Annotated in this window: 17 protein-coding genes and 2 pseudogenes; 11 read left to right on the top strand and 8 right to left on the bottom strand. The window is 72.8% G+C overall.

Annotated features, from left to right (window positions below):
* A complete protein-coding gene (locus JOD60_RS06300; protein WP_076689557.1) occupies positions 1 to 552 on the bottom strand; it encodes a hypothetical protein in 552 nt (183 codons plus the stop codon).
* A 75-nt stretch (positions 553 to 627) separates the two neighbouring features.
* Here JOD60_RS06300 and JOD60_RS06305 point away from each other — a divergent pair, with 75 nt between their 5' ends.
* The 3 genes from JOD60_RS06305 to JOD60_RS06315 are packed head-to-tail and all read left to right on the top strand — an operon-like array spanning position 628 to position 3675.
* Positions 628 to 1539 carry a 1,4-dihydroxy-2-naphthoyl-CoA synthase gene (locus JOD60_RS06305; protein ID WP_076692085.1) on the top strand — a complete coding sequence of 304 codons (912 nt, stop codon included), beginning with the start codon at positions 628 to 630 and terminating at the stop codon, positions 1537 to 1539.
* Positions 1539 to 2690: an AMP-binding protein gene (locus JOD60_RS06310; protein ID WP_076689559.1), complete on the top strand. Its 1152-nt coding sequence runs from the start codon at positions 1539 to 1541 to the stop codon at positions 2688 to 2690. Before JOD60_RS06305 ends, JOD60_RS06310 begins: the two co-directional genes overlap by 1 nt.
* A gap of 13 nt (positions 2691 to 2703) precedes the next feature.
* Entirely contained in the window at positions 2704 to 3675 is a 972-nt protein-coding gene (locus tag JOD60_RS06315; protein ID WP_076689561.1) for a 1,4-dihydroxy-2-naphthoate polyprenyltransferase, read from the top strand.
* 16 nt (positions 3676 to 3691) lie between these two features.
* On the opposite strand, the gene JOD60_RS06320 is transcribed toward JOD60_RS06315, so the two are convergent.
* Positions 3692 to 3964 (bottom strand): DUF4229 domain-containing protein, encoded by a 273-nt coding sequence (locus tag JOD60_RS06320; protein ID WP_076689563.1) that lies wholly within the window; start codon positions 3962 to 3964, stop codon positions 3692 to 3694.
* A gap of 75 nt (positions 3965 to 4039) precedes the next feature.
* Here JOD60_RS06320 and JOD60_RS06325 point away from each other — a divergent pair, with 75 nt between their 5' ends.
* The 3 genes from JOD60_RS06325 to JOD60_RS06335 are packed head-to-tail and all read left to right on the top strand — an operon-like array spanning position 4040 to position 7135.
* Complete coding sequence (locus JOD60_RS06325; protein ID WP_076689565.1) at positions 4040 to 4423, top strand: PLD nuclease N-terminal domain-containing protein; 384 nt, start codon at positions 4040 to 4042, stop codon at positions 4421 to 4423.
* A gap of 1 nt (position 4424) precedes the next feature.
* Positions 4425 to 6230 carry a 2-succinyl-5-enolpyruvyl-6-hydroxy-3-cyclohexene-1-carboxylic-acid synthase gene (gene menD, locus JOD60_RS06330; RefSeq protein WP_076689567.1) on the top strand — a complete coding sequence of 602 codons (1806 nt, stop codon included), beginning with the start codon at positions 4425 to 4427 and terminating at the stop codon, positions 6228 to 6230.
* A gap of 41 nt (positions 6231 to 6271) precedes the next feature.
* Positions 6272 to 7135 (top strand): polyphosphate kinase 2 family protein, encoded by an 864-nt coding sequence (locus tag JOD60_RS06335; RefSeq protein ID WP_076689569.1) that lies wholly within the window; start codon positions 6272 to 6274, stop codon positions 7133 to 7135.
* 19 nt (positions 7136 to 7154) lie between these two features.
* Here JOD60_RS06335 and JOD60_RS06340 read toward each other — a convergent pair whose 3' ends face one another.
* Positions 7155 to 8417 carry an isochorismate synthase gene (locus JOD60_RS06340; RefSeq protein ID WP_076689572.1) on the bottom strand — a complete coding sequence of 421 codons (1263 nt, stop codon included), beginning with the start codon at positions 8415 to 8417 and terminating at the stop codon, positions 7155 to 7157.
* 58 nt (positions 8418 to 8475) lie between these two features.
* Here JOD60_RS06340 and JOD60_RS06345 point away from each other — a divergent pair, with 58 nt between their 5' ends.
* Genes JOD60_RS06345 through JOD60_RS06365 form a run of 5 tightly spaced genes read left to right on the top strand, consistent with a single transcriptional unit; the run spans position 8476 to position 12887 of the window.
* Positions 8476 to 9012: a DUF402 domain-containing protein gene (locus JOD60_RS06345; protein ID WP_076689574.1), complete on the top strand. Its 537-nt coding sequence runs from the start codon at positions 8476 to 8478 to the stop codon at positions 9010 to 9012.
* A 9-nt stretch (positions 9013 to 9021) separates the two neighbouring features.
* Positions 9022 to 9735 (top strand): demethylmenaquinone methyltransferase, encoded by a 714-nt coding sequence (locus JOD60_RS06350; protein WP_076689576.1) that lies wholly within the window; start codon positions 9022 to 9024, stop codon positions 9733 to 9735.
* Positions 9736 to 9757: 22 nt separating this feature from the next.
* A complete protein-coding gene (locus JOD60_RS06355) occupies positions 9758 to 10819 on the top strand; it encodes a polyprenyl synthetase family protein (protein ID WP_076689578.1) in 1062 nt (353 codons plus the stop codon).
* 20 nt (positions 10820 to 10839) lie between these two features.
* Positions 10840 to 12213, top strand: a complete 1374-nt coding sequence (locus tag JOD60_RS06360) for an FAD-dependent oxidoreductase (protein WP_076689580.1) — start codon at positions 10840 to 10842, stop codon at positions 12211 to 12213.
* Positions 12214 to 12248: 35 nt separating this feature from the next.
* Positions 12249 to 12887 carry an alpha/beta hydrolase gene (locus JOD60_RS06365; RefSeq protein ID WP_076689582.1) on the top strand — a complete coding sequence of 213 codons (639 nt, stop codon included), beginning with the start codon at positions 12249 to 12251 and terminating at the stop codon, positions 12885 to 12887.
* Between the two features lie 35 nt (positions 12888 to 12922).
* Here JOD60_RS06365 and JOD60_RS06370 read toward each other — a convergent pair whose 3' ends face one another.
* From JOD60_RS06370 to JOD60_RS16665, 5 genes and pseudogenes are all read right to left on the bottom strand, one after another.
* Positions 12923 to 13435 (bottom strand): hypothetical protein, encoded by a 513-nt coding sequence (locus JOD60_RS06370; RefSeq protein WP_084201921.1) that lies wholly within the window; start codon positions 13433 to 13435, stop codon positions 12923 to 12925.
* Positions 13436 to 13533: 98 nt separating this feature from the next.
* Positions 13534 to 13665, bottom strand: a complete 132-nt coding sequence (locus tag JOD60_RS17310; RefSeq protein WP_315551181.1) for a hypothetical protein — start codon at positions 13663 to 13665, stop codon at positions 13534 to 13536.
* Positions 13666 to 13777: 112 nt separating this feature from the next.
* Positions 13778 to 13828: pseudogene (locus JOD60_RS17315) on the bottom strand (hypothetical protein); the annotation flags it as partial.
* A 22-nt stretch (positions 13829 to 13850) separates the two neighbouring features.
* On the bottom strand, positions 13851 to 14141 hold the full coding sequence (locus tag JOD60_RS06380; RefSeq protein WP_076689586.1) for a DUF6412 domain-containing protein: 291 nt from the start codon (positions 14139 to 14141) through the stop codon (positions 13851 to 13853).
* A gap of 44 nt (positions 14142 to 14185) precedes the next feature.
* A pseudogene (locus JOD60_RS16665) lies at positions 14186 to 14463 on the bottom strand (helix-turn-helix transcriptional regulator); the annotation flags it as partial.
* Positions 14464 to 14495: the final 32 nt, after the last annotated feature.

Here is a 14495-nt window from a genome sequence, read left to right on the forward strand (position 1 = left end):
TCACGCGGCGGGCGCGGCGGGCGCCCCGTCGAGCGTGAACAGCAGCTCGATGCTGTCGCCCGGCTCGACCTGCAGCGTCGACAGTCCTTCCTGCGCGTAGTCCCACTCGCCGCCCGCGGGCTTCAGCCACAGCGACCAGTAGGCGAAGGCCGCGGGCATCGTCTCGCACGACTCCACGTACGCCGGGTCTTCCGTCGACCCGACGGGCTCGGATGCCGACGGCAGCCCGTTCACCCGGCACACGACCTGATCCCCATACTGCTCGGTGCCTTCGACGTCGACCTGCGCGACGGTCAAGGCATCGGCGGCCGGCACGGACTCATCGGTCAGGAAACACTGCGCCTGCGGCTCGGCGTCATCGAGGGCGGACGCGTCGACGATGATCGTCACGCCGTCGTCACCGGTGCAGGCGCCACTGGTGACGAGGGCCGCGTTCGCGCCGCCGGTCGGGCCCGTGGCGGGCGGGTCGGCGATCGTCGTGGTGCAGGCGGCGAGCCCGAGCGCGAGGGCGCCGGCGGCGAGCAGGGTCAGGATGCGGCAAGTCGACGTCACCGGTCCAGCGTAGGGTGCGCCGCCGCCCACCCGGAGCCGTGTGACGCCCGCGCGTAGGCTGGGGGCGTGACCGACATCGCGCCCGAGACCGTCTCCGAGCTGTTCGACCCGTCCGTGTGGACGCTCGCTCCCGGTGCGGATGCCTACACCGACATCACGGCCCACGTGTCGCTCGACGGGCGCATCGCCCGCATCGCATTCGACCGGCCCGAGGTGCGTAACGCCTTCCGCCCGCACACCGTCGACGAGCTCTACCGCGCCCTCGACATCGCGCGGCAGGACCCGAAGATCGGGGTGGTGCTCCTCACCGGCAACGGTCCGAGCCCGAAGGACGGCGGCTGGGCGTTCTGCTCCGGCGGCGACCAGCGCATCCGCGGGCGTGACGGGTACACGTACGCCGCCGACGACGCCACCGCCCCCGACAGCGCCCGCGCGGGCCGCCTGCACATCCTCGAGGTGCAGCGGCTCATCCGCTTCATGCCGAAGGTCGTCATCGCCGTCATCCCGGGCTGGGCGGCGGGCGGCGGGCATTCGCTGCACATCGTCTGCGACCTGTCGATCGCCTCCGCCGAGCACGGCCGTTTCAAGCAGACGGATGCCGACGTGGGCAGCTTCGACGCCGGCTACGGCTCCGCGTACATGGCTCGCCAGGTCGGGCAGAAGGTCGCCCGCGAGGTGTTCTTCCTCGCGGAGGAGTACTCCGCACAGCGCGCGTACGAGATGGGCGCGGTGAACCGGGTCGTGCCGCACGCCGAGCTCGAGCGCGAGGCGGTGGCTGTGGCGAGGACGATCCTCGGCAAGTCGCCGACGGCGATCCGGATGCTGAAGTTCGCCTTCAACGCGGTCGACGATGGGATGGTCGGCCAGCAGGTGTTCGCCGGGGAGGCGACACGGCTGGCGTACGGCACCGACGAGGCCGTCGAGGGTCGCGACGCGTTCCTGCAGAAGCGCGACCCGGACTGGTCGCCCTACCCCTACCACTTCTGATGCGGCTCGAGCCCGTCGACGGGGCCGACGCCCGCGCGGTGCTGCGGGGTCTCCGCGGCGCGGTCCTGGGCGCGGGGCCGGCGATCGCCCTCGGCGGGCGCGCGGACGTGCCGGCCGAGGTGCCCGCGGGGACGGGGGTCGTCGTCACGACGTCGGGCTCGACGGGGTTTCCGAAGTCCGTCGCGCTCAGCCGGTCCGCCCTCACCTCCAGCGCCCTGGCCACCGCGGAGCGCATCGGCGAGGGCGCCTGGCTGCTCGCCCTGCCCGCCGGGTACATCGCCGGGGTGCAGGTGCTCGTGCGCTCACTGGTCGCAGGACATGAGCCCGCCATCCTCTCCGGATCGTTCTCCGCGCACGCCTTCACCGCGGCGGCCTCGGCGATGGCCTCGAGCGACGGCGGCCGCCGCCTGCCGATCTACACCTCGCTCGTGCCGGCGCAGCTGCAGACGCTGCTCGACGATCCCGACCCCGCGACGGCGCGCGCCCTCGCGCGCTTCGCGGCGATCCTCGTCGGCGGTCAGGCGCTGCCGCCCGCACTCGCGGAGCGCGCCGCCGCCGCGGGCGCGCGGATCGTCCGCACCTACGGGTCGAGCGAGACGGCCGGCGGCTGCGTCTACGACGGGGTGCCGCTGCGCGGCGTCGGCATCCGCACCGTCGACGGGGAGGTGCAGCTGTCCGGCCCCACGCTCGCCGACGGCTACCTCGGTGAGCCGGAGCGCACCGCTGCCGCGTTCGTCCGAGACGCGGGCGGCACCCGCTGGTATCGCACCGGCGACACCGGCGCCGTCGTCGACGGTGCGCTGCGCATCAGCGGCCGCATCGACAACGTCATCGTCTCGGGCGGCGTCAACGTCTCCCTCGACCGCGTCGAGCGCATCGTCCGCGCCCTCCCGGGTCTGGAGTCCGCCGTCGTCGTGCCGGTGCCGGACGACCGGTGGGGCCAGGCTTCGGTGGTGGTCGTGGCGACGGATGCCGGGGACGCCCTCCTCCCCGTGATCCGCGACGCCGTGGCGGCGGAGGCCGGCACGCCCGCGCGGCCCCGCGGCATCCTGCACGTGCCGGAGATCCCCCTCCTTCCCAGCGGCAAGCCCGACCGGGCCGCTCTCCGCGCGCTCGCCGGTGCCGAATCGGACACGTCGCGCGACACGTGAGAGGATTCCGGTCGTGGCAGCCCGCACCCGCAAGAAGAAGTCTCCCGTCACCAAGCGCCCCCACGGCAACCCGCAGAAGGCGCACGTCTCGCGCGATCCCGCGCACGTGACCCCGCCCACCCTCGGGGACTGGATCGGCGCCGCGCGGCTGCGCACGCTGCCTCTCGCGGTCTCGCCCGTCGTGCTCGGCACCGGCGCGGCGCTCGTCGTCGACCACGAGTTCCACTGGGTCGTCGCGCTGTGCTGTCTGATCGTCGCCGTCGCGATCCAGATCGGCGTGAACTTCGCGAACGACTACAGCGACGGCATCCGCGGCACCGACGACCACCGCGTCGGCCCCGCGCGCCTGACCGCGAGCCGCAAGGTGAAGCCGCGCACCGTGCTCATCGTCGCGCTGGTGTTCTTCGGCATCGCCGCGGCGGCGGGTCTGGCGATCGTGGTGCGCACGGGGCACTGGTGGATGCTGCTGGTCGGCGCCGCGTGCCTCGTCGCGGCCTGGTTCTACACCGGCGGCAAGCGCCCGTACGGCTACGCGGGTCTCGGGGAGGTCTTCGTCTTCGTCTTCTTCGGGCTCGTCGCGACGCTCGGCACGGCGTTCGTGCAGTCCGGCGTCGTCCCCGACGAGGCGTGGCTGGTCGGCGTCGCCGCGGGGCTGCTGGCCTGCGCCGTGCTGCTGGCGAACAACCTGCGCGACATCGACCAGGATCGCCTGGCCGGCAAGCGGACGCTCACCGTCCGGATCGGAAAGCGCGCCACCCAGGTGCTGTTCACCCTGTTCGTGCTGGCGCCGTTCGGGATCGTCGCCGTGCTGGCGCTGTTCTACCCGCTCGCGTGGATGGCGCTGCTCGCCCTCATCCCCGCGGCGTGCGCGATCCTCATCGTGTGGACCTACCGCGCGCCGCGCGAGCTCGTGGTCGCGCTCGGGCTGACGTCGCTGACCTCGCTCGCGCTCGCCGGGTTCCTGTTCTGGGCGTTCGTCGGCTGAACCGGCTCAGACCGGATCAGGCGGTGGGAGCCGGAGGCTCGTCGATGGCAGCATCCTCGACCTGCTCGTCGCTGAGCCGAGGTGTGCGGCGCTCGGCGAGCCCGGCGGTGGCGTCCTCCAGCGGGCGCCGCAGAAACAGCAGCGACAGGCTGAGCCCGATGAGGGCGGCGAAGATCGCCGACAGCCAGTAGTACTCCCGCAGGATCGGGATCAGCATCATGAGCCCGAACGGCACCAGGAACGCCGCCAGGCGCAGCACGGTGTAGAGGAGGGCCGAGCGGACACGCATGGTCCCAGCCTACGCGCGTCGCGCGCGCCGGCCACCCCCGCGGCCGTGACCGGCGCGCCCGCTTAGGATGGAGGGGTGGTGCGCGTACTGCTGCCTCTGGCGCTGTTGCTGATCGCCTTCTGGGTGTACAGCATCGTCGACTGCGCCCTGCAGCCGCCCACCCGCCACCGCGGGGTGAGCAAGCCGGTGTGGCTGCTGATCGTGGTGCTGATCCCCGTGCTCGGCGGAATCCTCTGGTTCGTCGTGGGCCGTGGGCGCCCGCGCCAGCAGCCGCGGTTCCGCGCGCCCGATGACAACCCCGACTTCCTGGGGAGCATCGGCTCGATCAGCGACCAGGATGAGCGCATCCGCCGGCTGGAGGCGGAGCTGGCCGCCCTCGACGCCGAAGACCCCTCGCCCGACGGCCCCCGCGACGAGGACTCCCGCGGCGACGCCGGTCCCCGCGGCAGCGTCGGCTGAGATGACCGGCCACCACGCCGGTCGCGTGCCGGCGACGGATGCCGCCGCGGCGCTCCTCGGCCGGCTCGTCGAACTGGGCGTGCGGCACGTCGTCGTGAGCCCCGGGTCGCGCTCGCAGGCGCTCGCGCTGGTCGCGGCACAGCTCGAGGCGCGCGGGGCGATCTCGCTGCACGTGCGCATCGACGAGCGGGTCGCCGGCTTCACGGCGCTCGGCCTCGGCCGGGAGTCGCGCCTGCCCGCGGCCGTCATCTGCACGTCGGGGACCGCGGCGGCGAACCTGCTGCCGGCGGCGCTCGAGGCGCACCACGCCGGGGTGCCCCTGCTGCTGCTGACCGCCGACCGGCCACCGGAGCTGCGCGGCGTCGGAGCGAACCAGACGACCCGCCAGCCCGGAATGTTCGCTCCCAGCATCCGTCTGGAGGAGGACCTGCCCGTCCCCGAGGAGATCGACCCCGACGGCACCGGCGAGCAGTCCGCCATGCTCCGCCGGGTCGCCGAGGAGGCCGTCGCCGCGGCGCTCGGCGCCGGCACCCGTCAGGCCGGACCGGTGCACCTCAACCTGCCGTACCGCGATCCGCTCGCCGGCGCGCTGCCGGACTGGCTCGGCATGCCCGCCGTCGAGCTGCCCGCGCCGGTCGCCGGTCCCGACGAAGCGGGCGGCGAGCCGGTGCCCGAGATCGAGCCCTCCGGCGCGCTGTACCAGGGCGGCGGCGGCATCGGCGAGTCGAATCTGCCCGCCGATTCCGACGTCGATCCGCACGTGCTCGAGCGCGGACCGCGCACGGTCGTCATCGCGGGGGCGGATGCCGGCGCCGCCGCCGAGGCGCTCGCCCACGCCGGCGGCTGGCCGCTGATCGCCGAGATCGTCAGCGGCTCCCGGTTCGGGCGCAACCTCGTCCACGGGTACCGCCGTCTGCTCGGCGACCCGCAGCTCGGCGGACGCATCGAACGCGCGGTCGTGTTCGGGCACCCGACGCTCAGCCGTGAGGCGGTCGTCGTGCTGTCGCGCCCCGAGGTGAAGGTCTTCGCGGTGCGCGGACCGGGAGAGCCCCTGAACCTCAACGGCGCGACGATCGCGGTCGATGCCGTCCGGGCGGCCGCCGGCGAGACGGACCGGGACTGGTTCGGGGCGTGGATGCGCGCCTCGCGTGCCGCCGCCGTCGACCTCGCCCCGCCCGCCCCGGATGCCGAGGGACTCGCGTCCGCGGTGCCGCACGAGCGGCTGGGGGCGATCGCGGCCGAGCTCGCGGTGGCGCGCGCGCCCATCGAGCGGGTGACGCTCGTCGACGCGGTGTGGCGGGCGACGTGGCCGCACGACCGGCTGCTGTTCGCCTCGTCGCGGCTCGTGCGGGCCGCCGACGAGGTGCTCGGCGGCAAGAAGGTGCCCGTGCACGCCAATCGCGGGCTCGCCGGCATCGACGGCACGATCGCGACGGGCATGGGGATCGCGCTGGCCAGTCAGGCCGCCGGCGCCGCCGGCGTCACGCGCGTGCTGACGGGCGACCTCGCGTTCCTGCATGACGTGGGCGCTCTGCTGCTGCCGCCCGGAGAGAAGCCGCCACGGCTGCAGGTCATCGTCGGAAACGACGGCGGCGGCACGATCTTCGACGGCCTCGAGGTCGCGCAGGTCGCGACCCCCGACGCCATGGAGCGCGTGCTGTACACGCCGCAGACGGTCGCGATCGAGCACATCGCCGCCGCGTACGGCTGGACCTACACGCCGGTGTCGACGCGCGCGGCGCTCGACCAGGCGCTGACCTCGCCGGCGCCCGGCCGCCAGATCGTCGAGGTCGCGCTGGCCCGGTGACGCGGTGGCCAGACCGGCATCCGTCGCGCCATGATGTGGTCATGACTGCGAAGAGCCAGACGAACTGGAGCGGTGACCCCGTAGAGCTGCTGCGGGCGGGGGAGGGATTCCGGCTCGCCGACGTCGACCCCGACGCCACGCCCGGATACACCGGGGGCAAGAAGCACGGTCAGGTCGATCTTCGGGCCGGGGCGGATGAGCTCGGCGAGCTGCAGGAGCGCCTGTTCGCGCAGAGCCGCATCGTGGCGGACACCCCCGCGGTCCTGCTCGTGCTGCAGGCGATGGACTCCGCCGGCAAGGGCGGCATCGTCCGCCACGTCGTCGGCTCGGTCGATCCTCAGGGCGTCTCCCTCGTCGCGTTCAAGAAGCCCACGCCGGAAGAGCTCGCGCACGATTTCCTCTGGCGCATCGAGAAGCACGTGCCGGATGCCGGGTTCATCGGTGTCTTCGACCGCTCCCACTACGAGGACGTGCTGATCGGGCGGGTGCGGTCCCTCGCGTCCCCGGAGGAGATCGAGCGGCGCTACGGCGCGATCGTCGACTTCGAGAAGCGGCTCACCGACCGCGGCGTCCGCATCGTCAAGGTCATGCTGCACATCTCGCCCGACGAGCAGAAGTCCCGGCTGATGGAGCGGCTGGAGCGGCCGGACAAGCACTGGAAGTACAACCCCGGCGACGTCGATGAGCGCCAGCTGTGGCCGGCGTACATGGACGCCTACCAGGCGGTCTTCGAGCGGACCTCGACCCCGAACGCGCCGTGGTACGTGGTGCCCGCGAACGCGAAGTGGTACGCCCGCATCGCCGTGCAGGCACTGCTCCTCGACGCGCTCGAGGACATCGATCCGCAGTGGCCGGCCGCCGATTTCGACGTCGAGGCCGAGAAGCGCCGCCTCGCCGCCACCTGACCCCGGCGGGCGTCGCTCGCTAGGCCAGGGCGTCGACGATCGGGCGGAACTTCACGCGGGTCTCGAGCATCTCGGCTTCGGGGTCGCTGCCGGCGACGATCCCGGCGCCCGCGTGCGCGGTGAAGCGGATGCCGTCCGGATCCGCCCCCGCGAGGTCGAACTGTGCGCCGCGCAACGCGATCGCCCACTCGCCGTCGCCGTGCCCGTCGACCCAGCCGACCGGTCCCGCGTAGCGCCCCCGGTCGAACGGCTCGATGCGGCGGATGGCGGCGATCGCGGCGTCCGTCGGGGTCCCGGCGACCGCTGCGGTGGGGTGCAGCACCCCGACGAGGTCGAGCGCCGAGGTGCCAGCGGCGGTCGTGGCCTCGACGTCGGTGGCGAGGTGCCAGACGTTCGGCAGCGACAGGGTGAACGGCTGCTCGGCGGCGGCCAGCGCCGACGTGTGCGGCGTGAGCGCGTCGACGAGGCTGCGGACCGCGTAGCCGTGCTCGGCGAGGTCCTTCGCGCTCGTGGCGAGGGCGAGTGCCGCGTCGCGGTCGGCGTCGGGGTTCGCGCCGCGGGCGACGGTCCCGGCGAGGACGCGCGCCGTCACCTGCCCGCCCGAGACGGTGACGAGCGTCTCGGGGCTCGCGCCGATGAGCCCGTCGACCGCGTACACCCACGTGTCGGGATACGCCGAGGCGAGGGAGCGGACGAGGCGCCGCAGGTCGGCGTGACCGGGCACCGTGCCCACGAGGTCGCGGGCGAGGACGACCTTGCTGACCTCGCCGGCCGAGATCGCGGCGAGCCCCTGCCGGACGGCGTCCTGATACCCGTCGGGCGTCAGCGCGCCCGGGCCCACCGCGGCGGACCAGTGCGGGCCGTAGCCGATCGTTTGAGGCGCCTCGGGATCGGGCGCCCCGGCATCCGGCAGCACCCACGTGGCCCAGGTGAGGCCGTCGCGGTGCCCGATCGTCAGGAGGGGGACGGTGAGGACGGCCGTCGCCGCGGACTCCGCGTCGAACGGCAGCGCGCCGAAGGCGACGAGGCCCGAGCCCGGCACGCCGACGTGGTCGTCCACCTGCGCCGCCGCGGCGACCTCGCGCCAGCGGGCCGCGAGACCGGCGACCTCGGCGCCGTGCGCCGTCAGGGTGAGGGCGCGGCCGACGCCGACGAGCCACGCGCCGCCGCGGGTCCACACCAGGGGATCGGCGGGATCGCCGTACTGCAGCAGATCGTCGACGTGCGCGATCTCGCGGGTCACCACGCGCAGCCGGGCGGGGCTGGGGGTGGGAGCGTTCACTCGACCCAGCCTAATCCGGCGGGCCGTGCCGCTGACGCGGCGGCGTAGGCTCGCGATCATGACCGACCGACCCGCGCCCGGCACCCCGCTCGTCTTCCGCTGGCGCAAGTGGGACGGCTCGCCGCACTGGGAGCACGACTGCGTCTTCCTCGGCAGCGACGCCCACGGTGACTGGGTGGGCCAGCGCGACGGCTGGCGCAGCGCCCGGCCCGGCCTCGACACGGTCTCGAACGGCGACAACGTCACCCTCATCCCGCCGAGCGGGGAGTACGCGGCGACCCTCAACGCGACCCACCCGCGCATCGCCGTCTACATCGACATCGCGTGGGACGTGAGGTGGGATAGCGGGGCGGACCCGACCGGCATCGACATGGACCTCGACGTCGTCCGCGCCCGCGACGAGCGCGGCGTGTTCATCGACGACCGCGACGAGTGGGAGGAGCACCGCGTGCGGTACGGCTACCCGGCGGACATCGTCCTGCGCCTGGAGCAGGTCGCCATCGACCTGGAGGCCGCTGTCCGTGCCGCAGCGCCGCCGTACGACGAGGCCACCGCCGCGCACTGGCTGGGCGTCCTGACGCGGCTCGCGCCGTAGGATCGAACGGTGACAGAGCACCGCGCAGACCTCGGCAAGGACCCCGATCGCGTCAGCGGCATGTTCGACGGGGTCGCCGCCGGGTACGACCGCACCAACACCGTGTTGAGCCTCGGCAACGACCGGCTGTGGCGCATCGCCACGACGCGCGCGGTCGCGCCGAAGCCGGGACAGCGCATCCTCGACCTCGCCGCCGGCACCGGGGCGAGCTCGGTCGCTCTGGCGCGCAGCGGCGCCGACATCGTCGCGGGCGACTTCTCCGCCGGCATGATCGCGGAGGGGCGCCGTCGGCACGGTCACGTGCCGAACGTCACGTTCGCCGAGGCCGATGCGATGGATCTCCCGTTCGCCGACGGCGAGTTCGACGCCGTCACCATCTCGTTCGGCCTGCGCAACGTCAACGACCCGAAGAAGGCGCTCGCCGAGATGCTGCGGGTCACCGCGCCCGGCGGCAAGCTCGTCGTGTGCGAGTTCTCCCACCCGCAGAACGCCGTGTTCGCGAGCCTGTATCGCTTGTACAACGACCGGATCCTGCCGTCGGTCGCGAAGGTCGTGAGCTCGAACGCCGACGCCTACGACTATCTCAACGAGTCGATCAAGGACTGGCCCGACCAGGTGACCCTGTCGTCGTGGATTCGGGATGCCGGATGGAGCGCCGTCGCGCACCGCGATCTCACGTTCGGCATCGTCGCGCTGCATCGTGCGCTCAAGCCGCTGGGCTGACCGCGGCCGGTAGGCTGTCAGGGTGACTCCGAGCCCCTCCGCTCCCGGCGCGCGCCTGACCGCCAATCTCGGTCTGACCGAGCGCGTGCTCGCCGGACCCCGGATGCGCAAGCTCCTCACGGTCGTGGAGGACGGCCTCGACCGCGTCGAGGACACGCTCGCCCGTGAGCTCCGCGTGAGCGACCAGCTCGCCGACGCGACCACCCGCTACCTGTACGAGGCCGGCGGCAAGCGCGTGCGCCCCATGCTGACGCTGCTGACCGCGCAGCTCGGAGCCGGCACGACCGACTTCGTCGTCGCGGGCGCGACCGCGCTGGAGATGACGCACCTGGGCTCGCTGTACCACGACGACGTGATGGACGGCGCCGACGTCCGGCGCGGCGTCCCGAGCGCGCACGCCGTCTGGGGCAACAACGTCGCGATCCTCACCGGCGACCTGCTCTTCTCGCGCGCCAGCCAGCTGATGGCGCAGATCGGCGAGCGCGCCATCCGCCTGCAGGCCGACACCTTCGAGCGGCTCGTGCTCGGCCAGATGCACGAGACCGTCGGCGCCCAGGCGGGCGATGACCCGGTGGAGTTCTATCTGCAGGTGCTCGCCGACAAGACGGGATCGCTGATCGCGGCATCCGCTCAGGCCGGCATCCTCTTCTCCGACGCGCCCGCCGAGTACCGCGCGCCCGCCCTGGAGTACGGCGAGCGGGTGGGCGTCGCGTTCCAGCTGCTCGACGACGTCATCGACCTGTCCGACGACCCCGGCGAGACCGGCAAGGTGCCCGGCACCGACCTGCGCGCGGGCGTTCCGACCATGCCGTACCTGCTGCTCGGGCGTGCGGCCGACCCCGCGTCGCGGGCGCTCCGGGCGACGATCGACGACGGCGTGGCGCGCATCGCCGACGGCGCCGACCCCGGCATCCTCGACGAGGCCATCGGCCACCTGCGTGACCATGCCGTCACCGAGGCGACCCGGCGTCAGGCGTACGAATGGGCGGATGCCGCGATCGAGGCGATCGACCCGCTTCCGGCCGGCGTCGTCCGCGATGCGCTCGTCAAGCTCGCGCACGTGATCGTCGACCGATCCAGCTAACCCACTCGTAAGGAACACACATGACCAACCTCCGGCTGGCCATCGTCGGCGCGGGACCCGCCGGCATCTACGCCGCGGACATCCTGCTGAAGGCCGAGCGCAAGTTCGACGTGTCGATCGACCTGTTCGACCAGCTGCCGGCGCCGTACGGGCTGGTGCGCTATGGCGTGGCGCCCGACCACCCCCGCATCAAGGGCATCATCAACGCGCTCCGGGATGTCCTCGACCGCGGCGACATCCGCATCTTCGGCAACGTGCGCTTCGGCGAGGACATCACCCTCGACGACCTCAAGCGTCACTACCACGCCGTCATCTTCTCCACCGGCGCGATCCGCGACGCCGACCTCGACATTCCCGGCATCGACTCCGAGGGCTCGTTCGGGGCCGCCGACTTCGTCAGCTGGTACGACGGCCACCCGGACTTCCCGCGCGAGTGGCCGCTGGACGCGGCATCCATCGCCGTCATCGGCAACGGCAACGTCGCCCTGGACGTCGCCCGCATCCTCGCCAAGCACCCCGAGGATCTGCTGGTCACCGAGATCCCGGCCAACGTGCAGGCGGGGCTGGAGGCGTCGCAGGTCACCGACGTGCACGTGTTCGGGCGCCGGGGGCCGGCGCAGGTGAAGTTCACGCCGCTCGAGCTGCGCGAGCTCGGCGAGCTGCGCGACGTCGACATGGTGGTCTACGACGAGGACTTCGACTACGACGAGGCGTCGCGGGCCGCGATCGCGAGCAACAAGCAGGTCATGGTGATTGACCGGGTGCTGCAGTCGTGGCGCCAGCGTCCGAGCGTCAACAACGCCGGCGGCACCGCGAGCCGGCGCCTGCACCTGCACTTCTACGCCAAGCCGGTCTCGGTGAAGACCGACGACGCCGGGCGCGTCTCGGCGCTCGTGTACGAGCGCACGCGACCCGACGACGAGGGCGGCGTGGTCGGCACCGGTGAGCTGCGCGAGGTGCCCATCCAGCAGCTGTACCGGGCCGTCGGCTACTTCGGGTCGCCCCTGCCGGGGGTTCCGTTCGACAAGCGCCACGGCGTGATCCCCAACCACGAGGGCCAGGTGCTGCACAAGGACTCGAACGAGCGCGTCCCCGGGGTGTACGCGACAGGCTGGATCAAGCGGGGGCCCGTCGGCCTCATCGGCCACACGAAGTCCGACGCCATGGAGACGGTGAGTCACCTGATCAACGACCAGGGCTCATGGTGGACCCCGGAGGACCCGTCGCCCGAGGCGATCCCCGCCCTGCTGGAGTCGCGCGGCGTGGCGTGGACGGACCTCGACGGCTGGCACCGGCTCGACGAGCACGAGGTCGCGCTCGGCGAGCCGGTGGGCCGCGCCCGCATCAAGGTCGTCGACCGCGACGAGATGGTGCGGGTCTCCCGCGGGGAGTGAGGGCTTCGCAAAACCCGCGTCGCTCGGCTGACGCCATGGCATCCTGGGTCCCCGACATCCTCGGGAAGCCGTTCGCCCAGCGGACACTGCAGCTGGGCGAGGATGCCGACGGCCCCCTCGTCGCGACGCTCGTGCGGTCGCTGCCGTCGGGGCTGCTGCGGATGCTCGGCCCCCTGGCGGATGTGGACGTGCTCTACGTACATGGCTGGTCGGACTACTTCTTCCAGCGGGAGCTTGCCCGGTTCTGGAACCGCCTCGGGGCGCGCTTCTACGCGCTGGATCTCCGGAGGTACGGGCGGAGCCTTCGGCCGGGTCAGGCTCCGGGATACATCACGTCCCTCAGCGATTACGACGCCGACATCTCCGCCGCTCTCGACGCGAGGGCCGGGCACGCGCGCGTCGCCGGGGGAGTGGATGTGGGGTGTCCGGCGCTCGTGCTGCTGTCGCGGCACTCCACCTCGCCGATGCAGTGGTCGGATCAGATAACCTCCACCGACAGCGTTCTCGTCGTCGACGACATCGCCCGGACGGCGACCCGAATCGGCAACGCGGTCACTGTCGCGCGGATCGACGGCGCCATCCACGATGTCTTCCTGTCGGCGCCGGCTCCTCGCGACGCGGCGTTCTCCGCGCTGGAGCGTTGGTTGGTGGGGCCGGGCATCGCCCTGCCCTGATCCGTCTCGGCGCGGCGCGCGCCGGCATCCCGCGTTCAGTCTCCCGTGGTGATCTGCCGGGTGAGCTCGTCGATCTCGTCGTCGCTGAGCGCGACGCCGGCCTGCTCCAGGCGCTGCGCGAGCACGTGCCGGACCTCGTCGGCGTCGCCCGAGGCGATGTCGCCGCGGACCTGCGCCACGATGCCGGTGACCTTCTCGACGTCGGAGGCGTTGTTCTGCGACATCGACGGCAGGCGCTGCTCCTGCTCGCCCGACAGCGCGTCCTGGGAGGACCCCGCCCAGACCTTCTCGCGGCCGCCGTCCTGCCCGTGATGGTCGGGGTCGGACTGCGCGCCCCCGATGACGCCGACGCCGACGGCCTCGTGCGACGGATCGTTGTCGGCGGGCGCGGGCTGGGCGTCGGCGCCGGACTCGTCGCGTGTCGATTCGTCGGGCTTGCCGGTGTCGGGGTAGTTCGTGCCGGGTGCGTCGAATTCGTGCTCGGTCGTGCTCTCCGCGCCGCCGTGCTGCGGGGGAGTCTGCATGCGGTCCTGCTGGGGGTCGCTCATGTCGCGTGATCCTTCCGTCGCGTCCTACTCTTCGCGGGCGGGGGAGCCGTCGGCAGGGGGTTGACGGGGCGGATGCCGGCCGGTAGCGGCCGGAATCGTCACGGCACGGGCGGGAAGACCCGCCGCAGCAGGAGCCGCTGGCCGAGTGTCCACGCGACCGTGACCAGGAGATAGATGCCGGCGGCGAGCGGGACGAACGCGGCGACGACCGCGGTTGCGAACTGCAGCATCCCGACCAGGGCCGGCGAGCGTCTGCGTCAGCAGCTCGTTGGCGTGGCCGTCGATCATGCGGTGGAGGAACACCGAGTACAGGAGTCCGACGACGGGGGCCTGGATGAGGAGGGGGAGGCATCCCGCGAGCGGCGACGCGCCCTCCGCACGGTAGAGGTTCATCGTTTCTCGCTGCGGATCGACGCTACGCGGCCGCGGCCGCCTGGCCCGGTCCGCGGCGGCGCACGTGGCCGGCCGCGTCGGGATCGCTCTGTGTCAGGGGTGCCGACAGCTCGCTGCGGCGGGTGGGACGCGCGGGAGAGCCGCGCCGCGGCACGTGGGTCGCCGCACCACTGGTGGCGACGATCAGCACGATCGCGGCGAGAAGCATCACCGTCACCGTCGCCACGGAGCCCGATGCGGCGGGGTCGGCGAGCGCGAGCAGGCCGATCGCCGCGAGGAGCGAGCGCAGGAGGGACGTGATGGTGTCGACCATTGCGCATCCTCCCGGCTGAGACTCACGATACTCGCCGGGCGGTGGCGCTCTGCGATGCGGGTGTCCATGAGGAAGTTCCCTTCTACGGTCAGGTGGAACCTGAGCTGCGGTTGCATGCGAAGGGGGCCGCCGTCTCGCCGGACCTGGGTCGGGCCGACGCCGTGGACCGAGCGGAATGCTCGACCGAACGCCTCGCTCGAGCCATAGGCGTACCGCACCGCGATGCTGAGCAGGTCCGCGCCGCCAGCGACGAGAACACGCGACGCACGTGGTACTCCGTCGTGCCGAGCGCACGCGCGAGCGACGCGACGTCGAGGTCGTCCTACTATCGCGGTCCGATGACATCAGGACCGG

It is taken from the genome of Microbacterium aurum (assembly GCF_016907815.1).
Classification (GTDB): domain Bacteria; phylum Actinomycetota; class Actinomycetes; order Actinomycetales; family Microbacteriaceae; genus Microbacterium; species Microbacterium aurum.

What these genes read in the sequence shown, in the direction of transcription:
- JOD60_RS06310 (WP_076689559.1), top strand. Translation starts at nt 1,539, where the DNA reads ATGCGGCTCGAGCCCGTCGACGGGGCCGACGCCCGCGCGGTGCTGCGG.
- JOD60_RS06320 (WP_076689563.1), bottom strand. Translation starts at nt 3,964, where the DNA reads ATGCGTGTCCGCTCGGCCCTCCTCTACACCGTGCTGCGCCTGGCGGCG.
- menD (WP_076689567.1), top strand. Translation starts at nt 4,425, where the DNA reads ATGACCGGCCACCACGCCGGTCGCGTGCCGGCGACGGATGCCGCCGCG.
- JOD60_RS06335 (WP_076689569.1), top strand. Translation starts at nt 6,272, where the DNA reads ATGACTGCGAAGAGCCAGACGAACTGGAGCGGTGACCCCGTAGAGCTG.
- JOD60_RS06345 (WP_076689574.1), top strand. Translation starts at nt 8,476, where the DNA reads ATGACCGACCGACCCGCGCCCGGCACCCCGCTCGTCTTCCGCTGGCGC.
- JOD60_RS06360 (WP_076689580.1), top strand. Translation starts at nt 10,840, where the DNA reads ATGACCAACCTCCGGCTGGCCATCGTCGGCGCGGGACCCGCCGGCATC.
- JOD60_RS06365 (WP_076689582.1), top strand. Translation starts at nt 12,249, where the DNA reads ATGGCATCCTGGGTCCCCGACATCCTCGGGAAGCCGTTCGCCCAGCGG.
- JOD60_RS06370 (WP_084201921.1), bottom strand. Translation starts at nt 13,435, where the DNA reads ATGAGCGACCCCCAGCAGGACCGCATGCAGACTCCCCCGCAGCACGGC.
- JOD60_RS17310 (WP_315551181.1), bottom strand. Translation starts at nt 13,665, where the DNA reads ATGCTGCAGTTCGCAACCGCGGTCGTCGCCGCGTTCGTCCCGCTCGCC.
- JOD60_RS06380 (WP_076689586.1), bottom strand. Translation starts at nt 14,141, where the DNA reads ATGGTCGACACCATCACGTCCCTCCTGCGCTCGCTCCTCGCGGCGATC.